We start from the raw sequence: 19377 nt of genomic DNA, 5'->3' as shown, positions 1-19377 counted from the left end.
TACGATCCCCAGGCCGGATAGGGCGTCAGCCGCCACCCGATGAATATGCCGTTATTGTTTTGCCGGTTTACGACGGCCGTAGACCAGCCAGGTCACCAGCACGCAAACCACGTAGAAAACCAGGAAGACCTTCATCGCCCCGACCGGGGAGCCGGTCATCGCCAGCGAGGTACCGAAGGCTTTAGGGATAAAGAAGCCGCCAATCGCGCCGATGGCGGAGATAAAGCCGAGCGCCGCCGCGGTGTCGGTCACCGCCTCGTGCTGGGCCTGTTCGTCGCTGCCGCCGCGTTTCTTCACGCTGTCGAGGGTGATTTGGCGAAAGATCACGGCGATCATCTGGAAGGTGGAACCGCTGCCGAGACCGGCGGTCAGGAACAGCCCCATAAACACCACGTAAAAGGCGAGAAAGCTGCCGGAGCCGGTTCCGGGGAGGGTGAGAAACAGCAGGCCGGTAAACAGCGCCATCAGCACAAAGTTCACCAGCGTGACGCGTACGCCGCCGAGACGGTCGGATATAATCCCGCCGAAAGAACGCGCCAGCGCGCCGATAAACGGCCCGAAGAAGGCCAGCTTAAGGATGTTAACATCAGGGAACTGCGTTTTCGCCAGCATGGCGAAACCGGCGGAGAAGCCGATAAACGAGCCAAAGGTGGCCAGATAGAGCAGGCTCAGCAGCCACATATGCGGGCGTTTCAGCACCGGCAGCTGCTCGCGAATCGAAGCCTTTGAGCTGGCGATGTCGTTCATTCCTACCCAGGCGGCGAAGGTGGCTATCACCAGCAGCGGAACCCAGACGAGGGCGGCGTTGCTCAGCGCGAGAAGAGAGCCATCCTCCTGAGGCACGCCATGGATGCCAAGAAAAGCGAAGATGGGCAGAAAAATCGCCGCCGGCGCGATCATCTGCATCACGCTGACGCCGAGATTGCCGAGGCCGCCGTTGATACCCAGCGCGCTGCCCTGTTTCGCTTTGGGAAAGAAAAAACTGATATTTCCCATGCTGGAAGCAAAGTTCGCACCGGCAAAACCGCACAGCAGGGCAATGGTGATAAATACCCAGAATGGAGTAGCGGGGTTTTGAATGGCGATACCCAGCCAGATACAGGGCACCACCAGAATAATCGTGCTTAATACCGTCCAGTAGCGCCCGCCAAATATAGGTACCATAAAGGAGTAGGGGACGCGTAATATTGCGCCGGAAAGCGAGGGCAGAGCGGTTAATAAAAAGAGCTGATCGGTGGTGAAATTAAATCCGACTTTATTGAGATTGACGGCGACGGCGCTGAATAGCATCCAGACGCAAAAGGCGAGTAGCAAACAACCTACGGAAATGCAAAGATTTCTGCGCGCTATTTGCTTTCCCTTATTCTCCCAAAACGCCGCATTTTCTGGTTTCCACTCTTTTAAGAGATAATGATTCTTTTTCTCATCTTTGCTCAGCATATTGCCCTCGAATGAACAGTAACCCGTCAAAAAAGAATAAACTGGTAAAACAGCAAATTAATAAAAGAAATAAAATCAGGGATGGGGATGTATCTGTTGTAATAAATGAAGAATAGATAAGAAAAGCGCGCCGAAAGAAGACGCGCGAATATTAGCTCAGGATTATTTGTTACTAAATGTAACTTGAAATTAAAAAAGTTCCATCGAGATAGAATAATTGATATGCCGATTGAAGGCGGCATCATCTATTTCCTGCATTCCCAGCGCATAAATACCGTCGAGGCCGCAGACGAGAGCAATGAGCCGCCAGGCAATGCTTTCCATATCGTCCCTTGGCTTAAACTCACCGGCAGCGGTTCCCTGGCGGATGATCTTCAGGGTCTCTTCATGCCACATGTTCATGGTGAGCAGATAGGCCCCCTTGATATCGCTGTCGCTATCGGCCAGCAGCTGCGCTTCGCGCCACAGGCGAATGTATGGCTCAAGCCTGCCGTCGTCGCTGCCCACCATAGAAAACAGGCGTTCACGCCACGTGGCGTCGTCGGCGACCAGCGGCATATCCATCATTTCGCGGATCAACCGTATGAAGGCATGGGCTTTTAGCTCGCCCGCGGAGGTGAAATGGTGGTGCAGCTGACCGGCGGAGACGCCGGCTTCGGCGGCAATCTGGCGGACGGTCATAGCGCTAAACCCGCCACGAAGCGCTACGCGCATGGCTGCCAGCACAATAACTTCCCGACGCGCATCGCGATTTAAGTAGCTCATAACGTTAGTGACCCCGGTTTTTTTGGCGATAGTAACAAAAAGTTGGACACTCGTTCAACAATCCGGCAGGATCCGTTTCCTGGACGCTTGTCCAGTTTTAACTTTGAGGGAAAGTAGTATGTCTCGGCAATGGTTGACGCTGATGGCGATTTTGCTGGTTTATATTCCGGTGGCGATTGACGCCACTGTTCTCCACGTGGCTGCGCCAACGCTCAGCGTAGCGCTGGGGACCAGTGGTAACGAGCTGCTGTGGATTATTGATATTTATTCGCTGGTAATGGCCGGTATGGTGCTGCCTATGGGCGCATTGGGCGATAAAATCGGCTTTAAACGGCTGCTGCTGCTCGGCAGCGGTATTTTTGGCACCGCGTCGCTGGCGGCGGCGTTTTCGCCCACGGCAGAGACGCTGATTGCCTCCCGCGCGCTGCTGGCGGTGGGGGCGGCGATGATCGTGCCTGCGACCCTGGCCGGGATCCGCAGCACCTTTTCGCAGGCGCACCAGCGTAATATGGCGCTTGGTCTGTGGGCAGCGGTCGGTTCCGGCGGCGCGGCGTTCGGTCCGCTGGTTGGCGGCATGCTGCTGGAGCATTTTTACTGGGGATCGGTTTTCCTGATCAACGTGCCGATCGTCCTGCTGGTGATAGCGATTAACGCCAAAGTGGTGCCGCGTCAGCCCGCGCGGCGCGAGCAGCCGCTGAATCTTTTCCAGGCGCTAATCCTGATCGCCGCCATTTTGATGCTGGTCTTTAGCGCCAAAACGGCGCTCAAAGGGCAAATGGCGCTGTGGTTAACCGGGCTGGTGGCACTATCTGGCGCCGCGATGCTGTTCTGGTTCGTGCGCAAACAGCTCTCGGCATCGCGTCCTATGGTCGATATGCGCCTGTTTACCCATCGCATTATTTTAAGCGGTGTGATGATGGCGATGACCGCGCTGATTACGCTGGTGGGTTTTGAACTGCTGATGGCGCAGGAGCTGCAGTTTGTGCACAGCAAAACGCCTTTTGAAGCCGGGCTGTTTATGCTGCCGGTGATGGTGGCGAGCGGTTTCAGCGGGCCCATTGCCGGCATGCTGGTATCGCGGCTGGGGCTGCGCGAGGTCGCCACCGGCGGAATGCTGCTCAGCGCCCTGAGCTTCCTCGGCCTGTCGATGACCGATTTCAGTACGCAGCAGTGGCAGGCCTGGGGACTGATGACGCTGCTGGGCTTCAGCGTCGCCAGCGCGCTGTTGGCCTCCAGCTCGGCGATCATGGCCGCCGCGCCGAAGGAAAAAGCGGCGGCGGCAGGGGCCATCGAAACCATGGCCTATGAGCTGGGCGCGGGACTGGGGATTGCCCTGTTTGGCCTGATCCTGACCCGCAGCTACAGCTCGTCAATTGTTCTGCCGGGTGGAATCGAGGGCGCGGCGGCGGAGCAGGCGTCGTCCTCCATCAGCGAAGCGATTAAGCTGGCGCAGTCGCTGCCCGCCATACCGGCGCAAAGCCTGCTTGAAGCGGCGAAGGCGGCGTTTATTCATTCGCACAGCATCGTGCTGGCGACGGCTGGCGTCCTGCTTCTGCTGCTGGCGGCCGGCATCTGGCGTAGTCTGGCAAAAGCGCCTGAGCTGAATTAACCCTTACAGCTGAAGAGAAAGCGCCATCGCCGCCCGCCGTAGCGGGGCGAGGGCTTTCTCTTTCAGCGCGGCGGCGTTGGTATAGCCTGCCGGAACGCCAACGTTAAGCGCCGCCACCACCTGGCCGCTGCGGGAGAGCAGCGGTACCGCCAGCGAACATAATCCCACCTCAATTTGCCGGTCAGCGAGCGCGTAGCCCTGCATGCGCACTCTGGCGATTTCCTGCCGTAAACCCGGCATATCGCATAGCGTATACGGGGTATAGCGGATCAGATTGGCTCGTGACAGTGTCACTTCAAGCTGTTCTTCCGGCAACGCGCTAAGCAGCACGCGTCCCATCGACGTGGCCCACGCAGGCAGACGGCTACCGCGGCCGATATCCACGCTGAGCAGGTTATTCACCGCCGCTCTGGCAATATACAGGACGTTATCGCCGTCCAGCGTGGCGGCGGAGCAGGACTCTCCGAGGTTTTTGCCCAGATTATCCAGGGCGCCCTGCGCGACTTTCGCCAGCGGCGTTCCGGCCAGGTAGGCGTGGCCCACCGCCAGCACGCGGGGGAGCAGCTCATAGCTGCGGCCATCCGGGCTATGCACCATACCCAGCGCGGCGAGGGTATAGAGGCAGCGGCGCACAGCCGCGCGGGAGATCTGCGTTTTCTGGCTAAGCTGGGAGATAGTCAGGCGCTGCCGCTGCGGGGTAAACGCGTTAAGGACTTCCAGCCCGCGCGCCAGGGACAGCATAAAGTTAGGGTCGTGTTCAGACTGGCGGGCGCTGAGAGTACCTGGTTTTTTTTCGCTCATACAACCCCTCTTTTATTGAAGATAAAAGTTCATGGGGCATCACTATATCGCGGGTGAAAAACGCGGCGATTCCTTGTTCTGGTTTTACCACGTCGATCACATTATTAACCCCAATTTAACAACCGCGTCGATAATCGCACAACATTTCGATTATCGCCGTTGACCGTCACGATTGGGCAGACCTATTGTCAACAGAATCGTTACCCCGCGTTATGAACAGGGGTATGAAAAGTTATGTATTTCATCACCAGGAAAAAAAGATGACCGCGACCATTGAACGTATTGAAAGCTGGCTGGTAGATATCCCGACCATTCGACCGCACAAACTCTCCATGACCACGATGGGCTGTCAGACGCTGGCGATCGTCCGCATAACCCGTTCGGACGGGATTTGCGGTATTGGCGAAGCCACTACCATCGGTGGATTGAGCTACGGCGTGGAGAGCCCGGAAGCCATCGTGTCGGCGATTAATCATTACCTGACGCCGCTGCTCAAGGGCCAGGCGGCCGATAATCTGAATGTCCTGACCGCGCGGATGAACGGCGCGGTTAAAGGCAATACCTTTGCCAAATCAGCGATCGAAACCGCGCTGCTGGATGCTCAGGGTAAGGCGCTTGGCCTGCCGGTTTCCGCGCTGCTTGGCGGCGCGCTGACGACCTCGCTGCCGGTTCTCTGGACGCTGGCGAGCGGCGATACCGAGAAAGATATTGCCGAGGGGGAAAGGCTGCTGGCGGAGCGTCGCCATCGCGCGTTTAAGCTAAAAATCGGCGCGCGCGAACTGGCGACGGATCTGCGCCACACCCGCGCGATTGTTGAAGCCCTGGGCGATCGGGCCAGCATCCGCGTCGACGTGAATCAGGCGTGGGAAGCCACCGTCGCGGCAAAGGGCTGCCGCGAGCTGGCGGCGATGGGTGTCGATCTGATTGAACAGCCGGTCAGCGCTCAGGACAACGCTGCGCTGGTGCGCCTCAGCCATCACATCGACGCGGCTATTCTGGCCGATGAAGCGGTAGCGACCCATTACGAAGGCTATCGCCTGGCGCAGCAGGGATTCAGCGGGGCCTATGCGCTGAAGATTGCCAAAGCGGGCGGGCCAAACAGCGTGCTGGCGCTGGCGAAGGTGGCGCAAGCGGCGGGAATTGGGCTTTACGGCGGCACGATGCTTGAGGGGACCGTTGGCACACTGGCCTCGCTGCACGCCTGGTCGACGCTACCCCTACAGTGGGGCAGCGAGATGTTTGGCCCGCTATTGCTGAAGGACGATATTGTCAGCGTGCCGCTAACGTTCGCCGAAGGCGAGGTGACGCTACCGCAAGCGCCGGGTCTTGGCGCTGAACTGGATGAAGACAAACTGCGCTTCTATAGCCGCAAAGGATAATGGAGGATTTTTATGCTATTTAAAGTCGATATGACCGTGAATATTCCGCTGGGATTTCCTGCCGACGAAATTGAGGAAATTAAGCAGCGAGAAAAAAAGTATTCACAACAACTTCAGCGCGAAGGTAAATGGCGACATATCTGGCGCGTCGCCGGCCTTTACGCCAATGTCAGTATTTTCGATGTGAAAGATGCTGAAGAGCTGCATCAAATTTTAATGGCTCTACCATTATATCCCTTTATGCAAATTCGCGTGGAGGCGCTCTGTCGTCATCCCTCCTCGATTCGCGAAGACGACCGTTAATAAAAAATAATAACTAACCTCGCGCCGAAACTATTCGGCGAATATCCTACAACGATAAGTGAGAAATATTATGAGTAATGCATTCGTACAACAAGATGCTGTGCAACATTTATTGCGTGAAAGTGCGGGTTTAAATGCAACCGGCGGTGACGAGCGTTTTAAAATGATTGTTCATCGTCTGCTGGAAAACCTCTGCACGCTGATTGATGACTATAACGTCACTGAAGAAGAGTTCTGGCATGCGGTGAATTATCTGCATGAATTAGGCGGCCGCCAGGAAGCGGCACTGCTGGCGGCGGGCCTCGGCCTTGAACACTTCCTCGACCTGCGCCAGGACGCGATTGATGCCGCAGCGCAGCGGGAAACCGGCACCCCTCGTACCATTGAAGGCCCGCTGTACGTGGCGAATGCACCGCTGGCAGACGGACATACCCGCATGGATGATGGTAAAGATGCGGGGGAGGTGATGTGGCTTTATGGCCAGGTTCGCGACACCCAGGGCCACCCGGTAGCTAACGCTATCGTTGATATCTGGCATGCCAATACCCTCGGGAACTACTCTTTCTTCGATCAAAGCCAGAGTGAATATAATCTGCGTCGCCGCATTCGTACCGGCGCCGATGGCTGCTATAGCGTGCGCAGCATTCTGCCATCCGGCTACGGCTGCCCGCCGGATGGGCCAACGCAAAAACTCCTTGACCAGCTGGGGCGTCACGGTAATCGTCCGGCGCATATCCACTTCTTCGTTTCCGCGCCGGGTCATAAACATTTGACCAGCCAAATCAATCTCAACGGCGACAAATACCTGTGGGATGATTTCGCGTTCGCCACCCGCGACGGCCTGATTGCCGATCCGGTAAAAGTCACCGACCGCGAGCTTATTCAGCGGCGTGAGCTGGAAGGTGAACATACCGAAGTGCGCTTTGATTTTACTCTGTGTAAAGCGCTTAACGCCGATGAAGAACACCGCGGTACGCGCCTGCGCGCGCAGGAGTAACGCGCGGCGTTAATTCTCTTCTCCGGCCAGACCGTGGTCGGAGAATAAAGCGAAATTGCGACTTCACCGTTTTTCTATTCCTGAATTATGCAGGAGGGCCGACTCATGCAAAAAATGTTCACCACATTAAAAGATAAAATCAACAATGCATTAATTGTTGATCGTGAAAAACATATTTATCGCTGCCATCGCTCAATATTTACCGATCCGCAGCTATTTGATTTTGAAATGAAGCATATTTTTGAAGGGAATTGGCTGTTCCTTGCTCATGAAAGCCAGATTGCGCAGCCTGGAGATTATTACACCCTGACCCTTGGGCGCCAGCCGGTAATAATAACGCGCGATAAAAAGAACGAACTGCATGCGCTAATTAACAGCTGCGCCCATCGCGGGGCGATGCTATGTCGTCGCAAAACCGGTAATAAAAGTTCATTTACCTGTCCGTTTCACGGCTGGACGTTCAGTAATAACGGCAAGCTTTTAAAAGCCAAAGATGAAAGTACCGGCGGTTACCCGGAGACTTTCAAGCATGAAGGCTCCCACGACTTAAAGAAGCTGCCGAGGTTTCAATCCTATCGCGGCTTCCTGTTCGGCAGCCTGAATGCCGATGTGCAGCCGCTGGAGGCGTACCTGGGCGAAACCTGCAAAATTATCGACCTGATCGTTGACCAGGCGCCGGAAGGGCTGGAGGTGCTTAACGGATCGTCGAGCTATGTATACGAAGGCAACTGGAAGCTGGGGGCGGAAAACGGTGCTGACGGCTATCACGTTAGCGTGGTCCACTGGAACTACGCTTCCACCATGTCGCGCCGCAACTACGAAGCGGAAGGGACGCACGCGGTAGACGCAAACGGCTGGTCGAAAAGCGTCGGCGGCGGTTACGGCTTTGATAATGGGCATATGCTGCTGTGGACCCGGGTGCTGAACCCGGAAGTACGGCCGGTCTACGAACATCGTGAACGGCTGCAGGCGGAATTCGGCGAGTCTCGCGCCGGGCAGATGGTCAACGAAACGCGCAACCTGTGCCTCTATCCAAACGTCTACCTGATGGATCAGTTTTCGACGCAGATCCGTGTGATACGCCCCATCGCGGTGGATAAAACCGAAGTCACCATCTGGTGCTTTGCGCCGAAGGGCGAATCTGACCAGGCGCGGGCGCTGCGTATTCGCCAGTATGAGGACTTTTTTAACGTCAGCGGCATGGGAACGCCTGACGATCTGGAAGAGTTCAGCGCCTGCCAGCGCGGCTATCTCGGGGAAAATTTCGCATGGAGCGACCTCAGCCGCGGGGCGCTACATTGGGTCGATGGTCCGGACGAACACGCCCGGCAGGCCGGCTTGCGGCCGCTGCTGAGCGGCGTGAAATCGGAAGACGAAGCTTTGTATATCGCCCACCATCATCACTGGCAAAACGTGATGCTGGCGGCGCTGGAAGCAGAGCAGCGGCGTTACGAGCAGTCGATCACACAACGCGTGGAGGTGGTCTGATGCTCACTCTCGAACAGGTTCGCCAGTTTCTCTATTACGAAGCCCGCCTGCTTGACGACCGCCAGTGGGATGAGTGGCTGAACTGCTACAGTCCACAGGTGGTGTACTGGATGCCCGCCTGGGGGGATGACGACAAGCTCACCCGCGATCCTCAGCGTGAAATTTCGCTGATCTATTACCCGAGCCGCGACGGCCTCGAAGACCGGGTCTACCGCATCAAAACCGAGCGCTCAGGGGCCAGCACCCCGGAACCGCGCACCACCCATATGATCGGCAACGTTGAGCTGCTTGGCGAAACCGAACAGGGCATGGAAGTACGCTACAGCTGGGTCACCTACTGTCACCGGTATCAGCAGACGGATACCTGGTTTGGTTCGACCTGCTGCACGCTGAGTGAGAACGCCGGCAAACCGCAAATCATCCGTAAAACCGTGCGCCTGAATAACGATTACATCCGTCAGGTGATTGACGTTTACCATATTTAAGAGGCACTTATGACCTTTAATATTGCGCTCAATTTTGAAGACGGCATCACCCGCTTTATTCAGTGTAACGCCGGGGAGAAAGTTCTCGATGCCGCCTATCGTCAGCAGGTCAATCTGCCGATGGATTGTTCGGACGGCGTTTGCGGCACCTGCAAGTGCCGCTGCGTCAGCGGCGAATATGGCCTGGGCGATGAGTTTCTTGAAGAGGCGCTCAGCGAAGAGGAAGCCGCAGAGCGCCAGGTGCTGACCTGCCAGATGGTGCCAACCAGCGATTGCGTCATTGATGTACCGGCGGCGGCAGCCCGCTGCAAGACCGCGCTGGCGAGCGTGGGCGCGACGGTGAAAGCGGTCAATCTCCTGTCTGACACCGCCATTGAGCTGGCGATCGTGCTGGATGAGCCGCTGGACTTCCTGGCGGGTCAGTACATCAATATTCAGGTTCCCGGCACGCCGCAGGTGCGCGCCTATTCGTTTAGCTCTCTACCGGGCTCGCGTGAGGGGTGCTTCCTGATCCGTAACGTGCCCGGCGGCTTGATGAGTCAGTGGCTGACGCAGCGGGCCATTCCCGGCGATCGTCTGACGCTAAGCGGCCCGATGGGCAGCTTTTACCTGCGCGGCGGCGAGCGTCCGCTGCTACTGCTGGCGGGGGGCACCGGCTTAGCGCCGCTGCTATCAATGCTGCAAACGCTGGCCAGCCAGCGCAGCACCCGCCCCATCACCTTGCTCTATGGCGTGACCCGCGACGGCGATCTGGTGAAAACTGACGAGCTTGAGGCGTTTACCGGTCAGCTTCCCGCGTATCGCTGGCTGCCGGTGGTTGCCGATGCGCAAAGCCAATGCCCGCAGCGCGGTTTTGTTACCGAACATCTTAATGACGCAATACTCAACGACGGGGATGTGGATATCTATCTGTGCGGGCCCCCGCCGATGGTCAATGCGGTAGCCACGGCGCTGCGCGAGAGAGGAGTTTCGCCGTCGGGGTTCTGGTATGAAAAATTTATCGCCAGCCAGAGCGCGGCGGCATAAGGAGCAACGATGCGATTTAACCATAAAGTTGTGGCTATTACCGGCGCCGCGCAGGGGATTGGCCGACAGACCGCAGAGCAAGCCGCGCGTGAGGGCGCGCGGCTGCTGTTGATTGACCGCTCTCGCTATGTTCATGAACTGGCGGCGGCGCTGAACGACGCCGGTAGCCAGGCGCTGGCGCTGGAAGCCGATCTTGAACAATGGGAAAGCACCGAGCGGGCTTTTGCCGACGGCGTGGCCCATTTTGGCCACCTGGATGTATTGATTAACAACGTCGGCGGCACCATCTGGGCGCGGCCGTTCGCGGAATATCAGCCGGAGCAAATAGAGAAGGAGATTCGCCGCTCGCTGTTTCCGACCCTGTGGGGCTGTCGGGCTGCGCTACCGTGGATGCTGAAGCAGGGCAAAGGCAGTATCGTTAATATTTCGTCGGTGGCGACGGCGGGCGTGAATCGGGTGCCTTATTCCGCAGCGAAAGGCGGCGTTAATGCGCTGACCCGTTCGCTAGCCCTTGAATATAGCGCAAACGGGATCCGCATTAACGCCGTGGCGCCGGGGGGCACCGAGGCGCCTGCGCGCCGGACGCCGCGGAATGAGGAGCTGCCGTCGGCGCAGGAGCAGGCGTGGTATCAGCAGGTGGTCGATCAGACGGTGGCCAGCAGCCTGATGCATCGCTACGGTACGCTGGCGGAGCAGGCCAATGCCATCCTGTTTCTCGCCAGCGATGAGGCCAGCTATATCACCGGCGTGACGCTGCCGGTCGCCGGCGGCGATCTCGGTTAGCGCCGGGTCGCCTGCCAGCAAAGCAGGGAGCCGGCGCACACCATTCCGGCGCCCTACCAGAACGACCACGACAGCGCGGCGCTGAGCAGTGCCGCCGCCAGCGCCGAGGAGAGCACCGGCGTAAAGTAGGAAGCGGCGGCCAGCAGGCTGACGTTGCCGTGCAGGATCCCGACGTTCCACGCCGCGTAGCCTAACCCCAGGGCAACGGACAGCGCGATCAGTTTGGCTATCACCGGCCAGCTAAAGACCATGGGCGGCTGTTCGCTGAACAGGAACTTCAGCCACAGGGTCAGGGCGGTAAGCAGAACAAAAAGGGTAATCCCGTTTTTGCCCTTCGCGTATTTAGCGGTGACCGTGCAGTAGGCCGCCCAGATAAACGCGCCGATGAACGCCAGAATATAGCTCAGCGGGCTGGAAACCACGTTGCGGGTAATTTCATCTACATTCAGACCATGCTCACCGCCTAATACCCAGGTGACGCCGAATAAAGCGAGAAATAATCCCGGAATAACCAACCAGCTGCTTTTTTGGCCGTTAAACAGAATGGCGAATAAAATCGTCAGGCTGGGCCACAGATAATTAACCATGCCCACTTCAATAGCCTGCTGGCGGCTACCGGCTAATCCGACCGACAGCGCCAGGCAAATTTCATAGCTGACGAACAGCAGGCTCCCTGCCAGTAAATAGGGGCGAGGGATCTGGCGTATTTGCGGGAAGCCGACGGTAAAGATCAGCAAAAGGCCGCTCAGGCTGTAGATCATCGCCGCGCCGCCCACCGGACCAAGCCCTTCGCTTACGCCACGAATCAGCCCGACCATGGTGCTCCACAAGACGATAGCGGCCAATCCAATGAGCGTGGCTCTCTTCTTCTCCATATTTAACCTGATGTTGGTTCAAACGCAGTCGGGTTTTATAACACTTTTTTTTCGCTTCCGGGGGATATTTTCCTCCGCGCTTAATCCCAATGGAGTAACGAAATTCAACGTGGCTGACTATTAAGGGGTCATGGGTTCAGGACATTGATTTGACGCAAATAAAACAGGGTTATTGCTGTTAATTTCCACTCCCGCAATGAATAAACATCCCGCATGGAGGGGAACAATGGACGTCAGCCGCAGAAAGTTTTTTAAAATCTGCGCAGGCGGTATGGCCGGAACAACAGCCGCTGCATTGGGTTTTGCGCCCAAAATGGCCCTGGCTCAGGCGCGTAATTACAAATTGCTGCGCGCCAAAGAGATCCGCAACACCTGCACATACTGCTCCGTGGGCTGCGGGCTATTAATGTATAGCCTGGGCGACGGCGCGAAAAACGCGAAAGAAGCGATTTACCACATTGAAGGTGACCCGGATCATCCGGTGAGCCGCGGCGCGCTGTGCCCGAAAGGCGCGGGGCTGCTTGACTATGTTCATAGCGACAACCGCCTGCGCTATCCGCAGTACCGCGCGCCGGGTTCGGATACATGGCAGCGCATCTCCTGGGATGACGCGTTTACCCGCATCGCCAAACTGATGAAAGCCGACCGCGACGCCAATTTTATTGAAAAGAACGAACAGGGCGTGACGGTTAACCGCTGGCTGTCCACCGGGATGTTATGTGCCTCTGCGGCCAGTAATGAAACCGGCATGCTGACGCAAAAATTTGTGCGCTCCCTCGGCATGCTGGCGGTAGACAACCAGGCGCGCGTCTGACACGGACCAACGGTAGCAAGTCTTGCTCCAACATTTGGTCGCGGTGCGATGACCAACCACTGGGTTGATATCAAAAACGCTAACGTCGTGGTGGTGATGGGCGGTAACGCCGCCGAAGCCCATCCGGTGGGATTCCGCTGGGCGATGGAGGCGAAAAACAACAACGATGCGACGCTGATTGTCGTCGACCCGCGCTTTACGCGCACGGCGTCGGTGGCCGATATCTATGCGCCTATTCGCTCCGGCACGGACATTACCTTCCTGTCCGGCGTGCTGCTGTACCTGATCGAAAATAACAAAATCAATGCCGAGTACGTTAAACACTACACCAACGCCAACCTGCTGGTGCGCGACGATTTTGCCTTCGAAGATGGCCTGTTCAGCGGCTACGATGCCGAAAAGCGTCAGTACGATAAGTCTTCGTGGAACTATCAGTTCGACGAAAACGGCTACGCCATGCGCGACGAGACGCTGCAGCATCCGCGCTGCGTCTGGAACCTGCTGAAGCAGCACGTTTCGCGCTATACGCCGGAGGTGGTGGAGAATATCTGCGGTACGCCAAAGGCGGACTTCCTCAAAGTGTGCGAAGTGCTGGCGTCAACCAGCGCGGCGGACCGAACCACCACCTTCCTTTACGCGCTGGGCTGGACGCAGCATACCGTCGGGGCGCAGAACATCCGTACCATGGCGATGATTCAGCTGCTGCTCGGCAATATGGGGATGGCGGGCGGCGGCGTCAACGCGCTGCGCGGGCACTCCAATATTCAGGGGCTAACCGATTTAGGCCTGCTCTCGACCAGCCTGCCGGGCTACCTGACGCTGCCGTCGGAACAGCAGACGGATCTGCAAAGCTATCTCGCCGCCAATACGCCGAAGGCGACGCTGGCCGAACAGGTGAACTACTGGAGCAACTATCCGAAGTTCTTCGTCAGCCTGATGAAATCGTTCTACGGCGACGCGGCGCAAAAAGAGAACGACTGGGGCTTCCACTGGCTGCCGAAATGGGACCAGGCTTACGACGTTATCAAATATTTCAATATGATGGATAACGGTAACGTCACGGGCTATATCTGCCAGGGCTTCAATCCGGTGGCTTCGTTCCCGGACAAAAACAAGGTGGTCCGCAGCCTGAGCAAGCTGAAGTACATGGTGGTTATCGACCCGCTGGTGACCGAAACGTCGACCTTCTGGCAAAACCACGGCGAGTCGAACGATGTTGACCCGGCGGCGATTCAGACCGAAGTGTTCCGCCTGCCGTCCACCTGCTTCGCCGAAGAGGATGGTTCAATCGCCAACTCCGGGCGCTGGCTGCAGTGGCACTGGAAAGGCCAGGACGCGCCGGGCGAAGCGCGCAACGACGGCGAAATTCTGGCCGGCATTTACCACCGTCTGCGCGAGCTGTATCGCACCGAGGGCGGCAAAGGCGTCGAGCCGCTGCTGAAGATGGGGTGGCACTACAAGCAGCCGGATCGTCCGGAATCAGAAGAGGTCGCGAAAGAGAACAACGGCTACGCGCTGGCGGATCTCTTCGACGCTAACGGCGCGCCGCTGGCGAAGAAGGGCCAGCTGTTGAACAGCTTCGCGCTGCTGCGCGATGACGGTACCACCGCGTCGTCCTGCTGGATCTATACCGGCAGCTGGACCGAGCAGGGCAACCAGATGGCCAACCGCGATAACGCCGATCCGTCAGGCCTCGGCAACACGCTCGGCTGGGCATGGGCGTGGCCGCTCAACCGGCGCGTGCTGTACAACCGCGCGTCGGCGGATATTAACGGCAAGCCGTGGGATGCGAAGCGGATGCTGATCCAGTGGAACGGCAGCAAGTGGGTTGGCAACGATATTCCGGACTTCAATACCGCGCCGCCGGGCAGCAAAACCGGGCCGTTTATTATGCAGCCGGAAGGACTGGGGCGCCTGTTTGCCCTGAATAAGCTGGCGGAAGGTCCGTTCCCGGAACACTACGAGCCGATGGAAACGCCGCTTGGCACCAACCCGCTGCACCCGAACGTGGTCTCCAGCCCGGTGGTGCGCCTGTATGAAGAGGATGCCCTTCGTTTAGGTAAGAAGGATAAATTCCCGTACGTCGGCACCACCTATCGCCTGACCGAGCATTTTCATACCTGGACCAAGCATGCGCTGCTCAATGCGATTGCGCAGCCGGAACAGTTTGTCGAAATCAGCGAAGGTCTGGCGAAAGCGAAGGGGATTGCCAACGGCGATCGGGTGACGGTCAGCAGCAAGCGCGGCTTTATTCGCGCGGTAGCGGTGGTGACGCGTCGTCTGCAAACGCTCAACGTTAACGGCCAGCAGGTAGAAACCGTCGGGATCCCGCTGCACTGGGGTTTTGAAGGGGTAGCCCGCAAAGGTTACATCGCCAATACCCTGACGCCAAACGTCGGGGATTCCAACTCGCAAACGCCGGAGTACAAGGCGTTTCTGGTCAACATCGAGAAAGCGTAAGGAGCGAATGCATGGCGATGGAAACCCAGGACATTATCAAACGCTCCGCCACCAACCCGATCACGCCCGCGCCGCGCGCGCGGGATTTTAAGGCGGAAGTGGCGAAGCTGATCGATGTCTCCTCCTGCGTAGGCTGTAAAGCCTGCCAGGTGGCCTGTTCCGAGTGGAACGATATCCGCGATGAGGTTGGGCACTGCGTCGGGGTGTACGACAACCCCGCCGATCTGAGCGCCAAATCCTGGACGGTAATGCGCTTTAGCGAAACCGAACAGAACGGCAAGCTGGAGTGGCTGATACGCAAAGACGGCTGCATGCACTGCGAGGACCCGGGCTGCCTGAAGGCGTGCCCGTCCGCCGGGGCGATTATTCAGTACGCTAACGGCATCGTCGACTTTCAGCAGGAGAACTGCATCGGCTGCGGCTACTGCATCGCCGGGTGCCCCTTTAACGTCCCGCGCCTCAATAAAGAGGATAACCGGGTCTATAAGTGCACCCTGTGCGTTGACCGGGTCAGCGTCGGCCAGGAACCGGCCTGCGTGAAAACCTGCCCAACCGGCGCGATTCACTTCGGCAGCAAGAAAGAGATGCTGGAAGTGGCCAACGAGCGCGTGGAAAAGCTGAAGAAACGCGGCTATCCCCATGCCGGGGTGTATAACCCGCCGGGCGTCGGCGGCACCCACGTGATGTACGTGCTGCATCATGCGGACCAGCCGGAGCTGTACCACAACCTGCCGAAAGAGCCGCAGATCGATACGTCGATCAACCTGTGGAAAGGCGCGCTGAAGCCGCTCTCGGCGGTCGGGTTTATCGCCACCTTTGCCGGGCTGATTTATCACTACATCGGGATTGGGCCGAATAAAGAAGCGGATGACGATGAGGAGGAGCATGATGAGTAAATCGAAAATGATTGTGCGCACGAAGTTTATTGACCGCGCCTGTCACTGGACGGTGGTCATCTGCTTTTTCCTGGTGGCGCTATCGGGGATCTCGTTTTTCTTCCCGACGCTGCAGTGGCTGACCGAAACCTTCGGTACGCCGCAGATGGGGCGTATTCTGCATCCGTTCTTCGGGGTACTGATTTTCGTGGCTCTGATGTTTATGTTTGTGCGCTTTGTCCATCACAATATTCCCGACAAGCAGGATATCCCCTGGCTCAAGGGCATTATTGAGGTACTGAAAGGCAACGAGCATAAAGTGGCGCGGGTAGGGAAATATAACGCGGGGCAGAAAATGATGTTCTGGACCATCATGAGCATGATTTTTGTGCTGCTGGTGACCGGCGTGATTATCTGGCGGCCCTGGTTTGCCCACTATTTCCCGATTCAGGTTATTCGCTATAGCCTGCTGATTCACGCGACCTCGGCGATTATTCTTATTCATGCGATTCTGATCCACATGTATATGGCGTTTTGGGTGAAGGGATCGATTAAAGGCATGATCGAAGGGAAGGTGAGTCGCCGCTGGGCGAAGAAGCATCATCCGCGCTGGTATCGCGAGGTGGAGCGTCAGGAAGCGAAGAAAGAGAGCTGTGAAGGGCTGAAGTAAGCGTAACTGAGCAACCCGCTCTGGCTGAAGCCGGAGCGGATCGGCTATTGGTAACAAGGGCGTCAATGGCGGAAATAACTTCGCCTCTGGCGCTTTTTAAGTTACAGATAAAATCTTCGCGCTTGATCGGCTTATTATTAAGGTTTGTCATCATCGGCGAACAAAGCATAAACGTTTAAAATTCAATATTTACCTCAGGAACTGAATAATCAATCTGCCAGTGAGCCTATGAAATAATCACGCCGTTTTATGGATAAATATGCCACCCGGCGTTTTTATCTGGTCTGCCGTTTAATAATGCACAATAATGCCGACGGTATGTTTTATAACAAGTGATTAGTTGTATGAAAAAGACTATTTTTTCGTTAGCGCTTGGCACTTTTGGTCTCGGAATGGCGGAATTTGGCATCATGGGCGTATTACCTGAAATTGCCCGTGACGTCGGAATATCTATTCCCGCCGCGGGCAATATGATCTCCTGGTATGCGCTTGGCGTCGTCATCGGCGCGCCGGTGATGGCGCTGTTCTCCAGCCGCTTTTCGTTAAAATCGGTGATGCTGTTCCTCGTGGCGCTGTGCGTTATCGGCAATGCCATCTTTACGCTATCTTCCAGCTATTCGATGCTGGCGCTGGGGCGCCTGATCTCCGGTTTCCCGCACGGCGCCTTCTTTGGCGTGGGGGCGATCGTTCTGTCGAAAATTGCGCCGCCGGGGAAGGTCACCGCCGCGGTGGCTGGAATGATTGCCGGAATGACGGTCGCTAATTTGCTGGGGGTTCCTGCCGGAACCTGGCTTGGCCATCAGTTTAGCTGGCGCTATACCTTTCTGGCGATTGCGGTGTTTGACATCGCCGTGCTGGTCGCCATCGCCTGGTGGGTGCCCACGCTGTTTGATAAACCGACGACGCGCTTGCGCTCGCAGTTTCATTTTTTAACATCGCCCGCACCGTGGTTAATTTTTGCCGCGACGATGTTCGGCAATGCCGGCGTATTCGCGTGGTTTAGCTATATTAAGCCGTTTATGATTAACGTCTCCGGTTTTGGTGAGAGCGCCATCATAGCCATTATGCTGCTGGCGGGGCTGGGGATGGTTCTGGGGAATTTATTTAGCGGTAAAGTCTCCGTCCGTTATAGCCCGTTACGTATTGCCGCCGTGACGAATGGCGTGATTGTCGTGACTTTATTACTTCTGTTCCTGCTGGGTGAGAATAAAGCCGCCGCATTAACCCTCGCGTTTATTTGCTGCGCGGCCCTGTTTGCCCTGTCGGCACCGCTGCAAATTCTGCTGCTGCAAAATGCGAAGGGCGGCGAGATGCTGGGCGCGGCGGGCGGCCAGATCGCCTTTAATCTCGGCAGCGCCATTGGGGCGCTATTCGGCGGGATGATGATTACGGCCGGTCCTGGCTGGCGTTTCGTTGCCTTACCGGCCGCGCTGCTTTCGTTTCTTGCGCTCAGTTCGCTGCTGATTTATGCCCGCCATCAGCGGCGTCTGACCTGATTAAGCCCGCTGGCGGCTATTCCTGCCACGGCTCGCCGAGGGTCAGCATTAACCGGTTGGCCCAGGCAAAGAAGGCCGCCGATTGCAGTAAATCCAGTTGGGCGAGGGTATCCAGCCCCTGTTGCTCGACGGCGGCAAGGTGGTCAACGGACAGAGCGGGAGGGGTAACGGAAATCGCGGCGGCGAAATCGATCTGCGCCTGCCATCCCGGCGTCTGCCCGTCGCTTAACTGCTCTCCCGGCGTCACCGCCAGCAGCGTCTCTATCGCCGTTTCATCTTTAGCCAGCTGTGCCGCTTTGCGCGCATGCACCGAGGCGCAATAAATACAGCCGTTGATTTTGCTCGCCACCGTTGCCGCCAGCTCGCGCTCGGCGCGCGGCAGGCCGCCGGGAGTATAAAAGATCCCTTTGTCGGTTAACGTACGCTGCTCGAGGAGCGGCAGGTTGCGCGCCAGCAGGCGGAAGTAGGGCGAGTCGCTGTGGCCAAATTTCGCCAGCAGCGCCTGCTCGTCGGGGGTGAATTCCGCCAGTGGTTTAGCCGCCAGCCAGGGCTCCCAGTGCAGTTCATCGCGGGTGAAGTGCACCGGCGCCTTCTTACCGCTGATGGTTTGCGGCGAGGTATGCCAGAATCCCGCCACCGTCGGGGTTTGTGCGACGTGGATATTTTTGCCGTTAAGCAGGCGCAGCCCGACGACCAGCCGGCTCTGGAAGCTGACAAACGCGATAAGCTGGGCGAGGGTGACGATGCCGCGCAGACTCCATCCGGCGCGGATTAAGGCCTCAAGCGCCGACGGCGTGGCCTCCACGGGCGTAAAGGTCAACAGCCGGGCAAAGGCCAGCGCCGGCGCCAGCCGCGGCGATGTAGGATCGGCAATGCCAAAGCCGGCGTAGTGGGCGGCCAGCGCATCGCTCTCATGCAGCTTCGCCACCCTCGCAGCCACGGCAAAACGCTCGTCGAGCGGAAAGTCGTTATCCTGCTGACCAAACAGCGTTTCATAACTTCCCTGAGCATGGCGGGTGGCCGCCTCGCGCACGGCTCGCGCCGCCGCTAAGGCGGAATCGGGGGCAATTTCTGCCAGTTCGGCCAATATATCCTGACTGAGCGTCATGGT

General features: G+C 57.5%; 16 protein-coding genes and 1 pseudogene. 12 read left to right on the top strand and 5 right to left on the bottom strand.

Translation table 11 applies throughout. The features are described 5' to 3' along the window. Window positions 1-51: 51 nt before the first annotated feature. On the bottom strand, window positions 52-1440 hold the full coding sequence (locus JLG71_RS14510) for a NarK family nitrate/nitrite MFS transporter (protein ID WP_116280067.1): 1389 nt from the start codon (window positions 1438-1440) through the stop codon (window positions 52-54). 189 nt (window positions 1441-1629) lie between these two features. Next, window positions 1630-2205 (bottom strand): TetR family transcriptional regulator, encoded by a 576-nt coding sequence (locus JLG71_RS14505; protein WP_025108244.1) that lies wholly within the window; start codon window positions 2203-2205, stop codon window positions 1630-1632. 118 nt (window positions 2206-2323) lie between these two features. On the opposite strand from JLG71_RS14505, the gene JLG71_RS14500 reads away from it, so the two are divergent. Then, window positions 2324-3814, top strand: coding sequence for an MFS transporter (locus JLG71_RS14500; RefSeq protein WP_116280068.1), 1491 nt, complete (start codon window positions 2324-2326; stop codon window positions 3812-3814). 3 nt (window positions 3815-3817) lie between these two features. On the opposite strand, the pseudogene JLG71_RS14495 reads toward JLG71_RS14500, so the two are convergent. Further along, window positions 3818-4655, bottom strand: a pseudogene (locus JLG71_RS14495) (IclR family transcriptional regulator domain-containing protein). Between the two features lie 172 nt (window positions 4656-4827). Between JLG71_RS14495 and JLG71_RS14490 the strand changes: the two are divergent. The 7 genes from JLG71_RS14490 (at window position 4828) to benD (ending at window position 11076) form a co-directional block, all read left to right on the top strand. Next, window positions 4828-5994, top strand: coding sequence for a muconate cycloisomerase family protein (locus tag JLG71_RS14490; RefSeq protein WP_177342495.1), 1167 nt, complete (start codon window positions 4828-4830; stop codon window positions 5992-5994). A 12-nt stretch (window positions 5995-6006) separates the two neighbouring features. Further along, window positions 6007-6297 carry a muconolactone Delta-isomerase gene (catC, locus tag JLG71_RS14485; protein WP_004101911.1) on the top strand — a complete coding sequence of 97 codons (291 nt, stop codon included), beginning with the start codon at window positions 6007-6009 and terminating at the stop codon, window positions 6295-6297. 70 nt (window positions 6298-6367) lie between these two features. After that, a complete protein-coding gene (gene catA, locus JLG71_RS14480) occupies window positions 6368-7294 on the top strand; it encodes a catechol 1,2-dioxygenase (RefSeq protein ID WP_116280070.1) in 927 nt (308 codons plus the stop codon). Window positions 7295-7399: 105 nt separating this feature from the next. Next, a complete protein-coding gene (locus JLG71_RS14475) occupies window positions 7400-8782 on the top strand; it encodes a Rieske 2Fe-2S domain-containing protein (RefSeq protein WP_116280071.1) in 1383 nt (460 codons plus the stop codon). After that, window positions 8782-9267, top strand: coding sequence for a benzoate 1,2-dioxygenase small subunit (benB, locus tag JLG71_RS14470; protein ID WP_047723860.1), 486 nt, complete (start codon window positions 8782-8784; stop codon window positions 9265-9267). Before JLG71_RS14475 ends, benB begins: the two co-directional genes overlap by 1 nt. A gap of 9 nt (window positions 9268-9276) precedes the next feature. Then, window positions 9277-10293 (top strand): benzoate 1,2-dioxygenase electron transfer component BenC, encoded by a 1017-nt coding sequence (gene benC / locus JLG71_RS14465; RefSeq protein ID WP_116280072.1) that lies wholly within the window; start codon window positions 9277-9279, stop codon window positions 10291-10293. 9 nt (window positions 10294-10302) lie between these two features. Then, entirely contained in the window at window positions 10303-11076 is a 774-nt protein-coding gene (gene benD / locus JLG71_RS14460) for a benzoate diol dehydrogenase BenD (protein ID WP_025108252.1), read from the top strand. A gap of 53 nt (window positions 11077-11129) precedes the next feature. Here benD and yddG read toward each other — a convergent pair whose 3' ends face one another. Then, on the bottom strand, window positions 11130-11951 hold the full coding sequence (gene yddG / locus JLG71_RS14455) for an aromatic amino acid DMT transporter YddG (RefSeq protein ID WP_200913538.1): 822 nt from the start codon (window positions 11949-11951) through the stop codon (window positions 11130-11132). Window positions 11952-12177: 226 nt separating this feature from the next. Here yddG and fdnG point away from each other — a divergent pair, with 226 nt between their 5' ends. From fdnG to araJ, 4 genes are all read left to right on the top strand, one after another. Then, window positions 12178-15225 (top strand): formate dehydrogenase-N subunit alpha, encoded by a 3048-nt coding sequence (gene fdnG, locus JLG71_RS14450; RefSeq protein WP_103433574.1) that lies wholly within the window; start codon window positions 12178-12180, stop codon window positions 15223-15225. An 11-nt stretch (window positions 15226-15236) separates the two neighbouring features. Further along, complete coding sequence (gene fdxH / locus JLG71_RS14445) at window positions 15237-16121, top strand: formate dehydrogenase subunit beta (RefSeq protein ID WP_014838425.1); 885 nt, start codon at window positions 15237-15239, stop codon at window positions 16119-16121. Further along, window positions 16114-16770 (top strand): formate dehydrogenase-N subunit gamma, encoded by a 657-nt coding sequence (gene fdnI / locus JLG71_RS14440; RefSeq protein WP_004120645.1) that lies wholly within the window; start codon window positions 16114-16116, stop codon window positions 16768-16770. The genes fdxH and fdnI overlap by 8 nt, the downstream gene beginning before the upstream one ends. A 344-nt stretch (window positions 16771-17114) precedes the next feature. Next, window positions 17115-18266 carry an MFS transporter AraJ gene (gene araJ / locus JLG71_RS14435; protein ID WP_200913537.1) on the top strand — a complete coding sequence of 384 codons (1152 nt, stop codon included), beginning with the start codon at window positions 17115-17117 and terminating at the stop codon, window positions 18264-18266. A 16-nt stretch (window positions 18267-18282) separates the two neighbouring features. Here araJ and JLG71_RS14430 read toward each other — a convergent pair whose 3' ends face one another. Beyond that, the gene (locus tag JLG71_RS14430; protein ID WP_014229284.1) at window positions 18283-19374 is read right to left on the bottom strand and encodes an alkylhydroperoxidase domain protein; all 1092 of its coding nucleotides are present in this window, start codon (window positions 19372-19374) and stop codon (window positions 18283-18285) included. Window positions 19375-19377 lie beyond the last annotated feature (3 nt).

Source organism: Klebsiella michiganensis (assembly GCF_015139575.1).
Lineage (GTDB): Bacteria > Pseudomonadota > Gammaproteobacteria > Enterobacterales > Enterobacteriaceae > Klebsiella > Klebsiella michiganensis.
This window is presented reverse-complemented; position numbering and strand designations above follow the sequence as displayed.

Bases quoted from the DNA above. Each gene is read 5' to 3' on its own strand.
- benB (WP_047723860.1), top strand. From the start codon at position 8,782: ATGCTCACTCTCGAACAGGTTCGCCAGTTTCTCTATTACGAAGCCCGC.
- yddG (WP_200913538.1), bottom strand. From the start codon at position 11,951: ATGGAGAAGAAGAGAGCCACGCTCATTGGATTGGCCGCTATCGTCTTG.
- araJ (WP_200913537.1), top strand. From the start codon at position 17,115: ATGAAAAAGACTATTTTTTCGTTAGCGCTTGGCACTTTTGGTCTCGGA.
- JLG71_RS14510 (WP_116280067.1), bottom strand. From the start codon at position 1,440: ATGCTGAGCAAAGATGAGAAAAAGAATCATTATCTCTTAAAAGAGTGG.
- JLG71_RS14505 (WP_025108244.1), bottom strand. From the start codon at position 2,205: ATGAGCTACTTAAATCGCGATGCGCGTCGGGAAGTTATTGTGCTGGCA.
- benC (WP_116280072.1), top strand. From the start codon at position 9,277: ATGACCTTTAATATTGCGCTCAATTTTGAAGACGGCATCACCCGCTTT.
- catA (WP_116280070.1), top strand. From the start codon at position 6,368: ATGAGTAATGCATTCGTACAACAAGATGCTGTGCAACATTTATTGCGT.
- JLG71_RS14475 (WP_116280071.1), top strand. From the start codon at position 7,400: ATGCAAAAAATGTTCACCACATTAAAAGATAAAATCAACAATGCATTA.
- fdnI (WP_004120645.1), top strand. From the start codon at position 16,114: ATGAGTAAATCGAAAATGATTGTGCGCACGAAGTTTATTGACCGCGCC.
- fdxH (WP_014838425.1), top strand. From the start codon at position 15,237: ATGGCGATGGAAACCCAGGACATTATCAAACGCTCCGCCACCAACCCG.
- JLG71_RS14500 (WP_116280068.1), top strand. From the start codon at position 2,324: ATGTCTCGGCAATGGTTGACGCTGATGGCGATTTTGCTGGTTTATATT.
- catC (WP_004101911.1), top strand. From the start codon at position 6,007: ATGCTATTTAAAGTCGATATGACCGTGAATATTCCGCTGGGATTTCCT.
- JLG71_RS14430 (WP_014229284.1), bottom strand. From the start codon at position 19,374: ATGACGCTCAGTCAGGATATATTGGCCGAACTGGCAGAAATTGCCCCC.
- JLG71_RS14490 (WP_177342495.1), top strand. From the start codon at position 4,828: ATGAACAGGGGTATGAAAAGTTATGTATTTCATCACCAGGAAAAAAAG.
- benD (WP_025108252.1), top strand. From the start codon at position 10,303: ATGCGATTTAACCATAAAGTTGTGGCTATTACCGGCGCCGCGCAGGGG.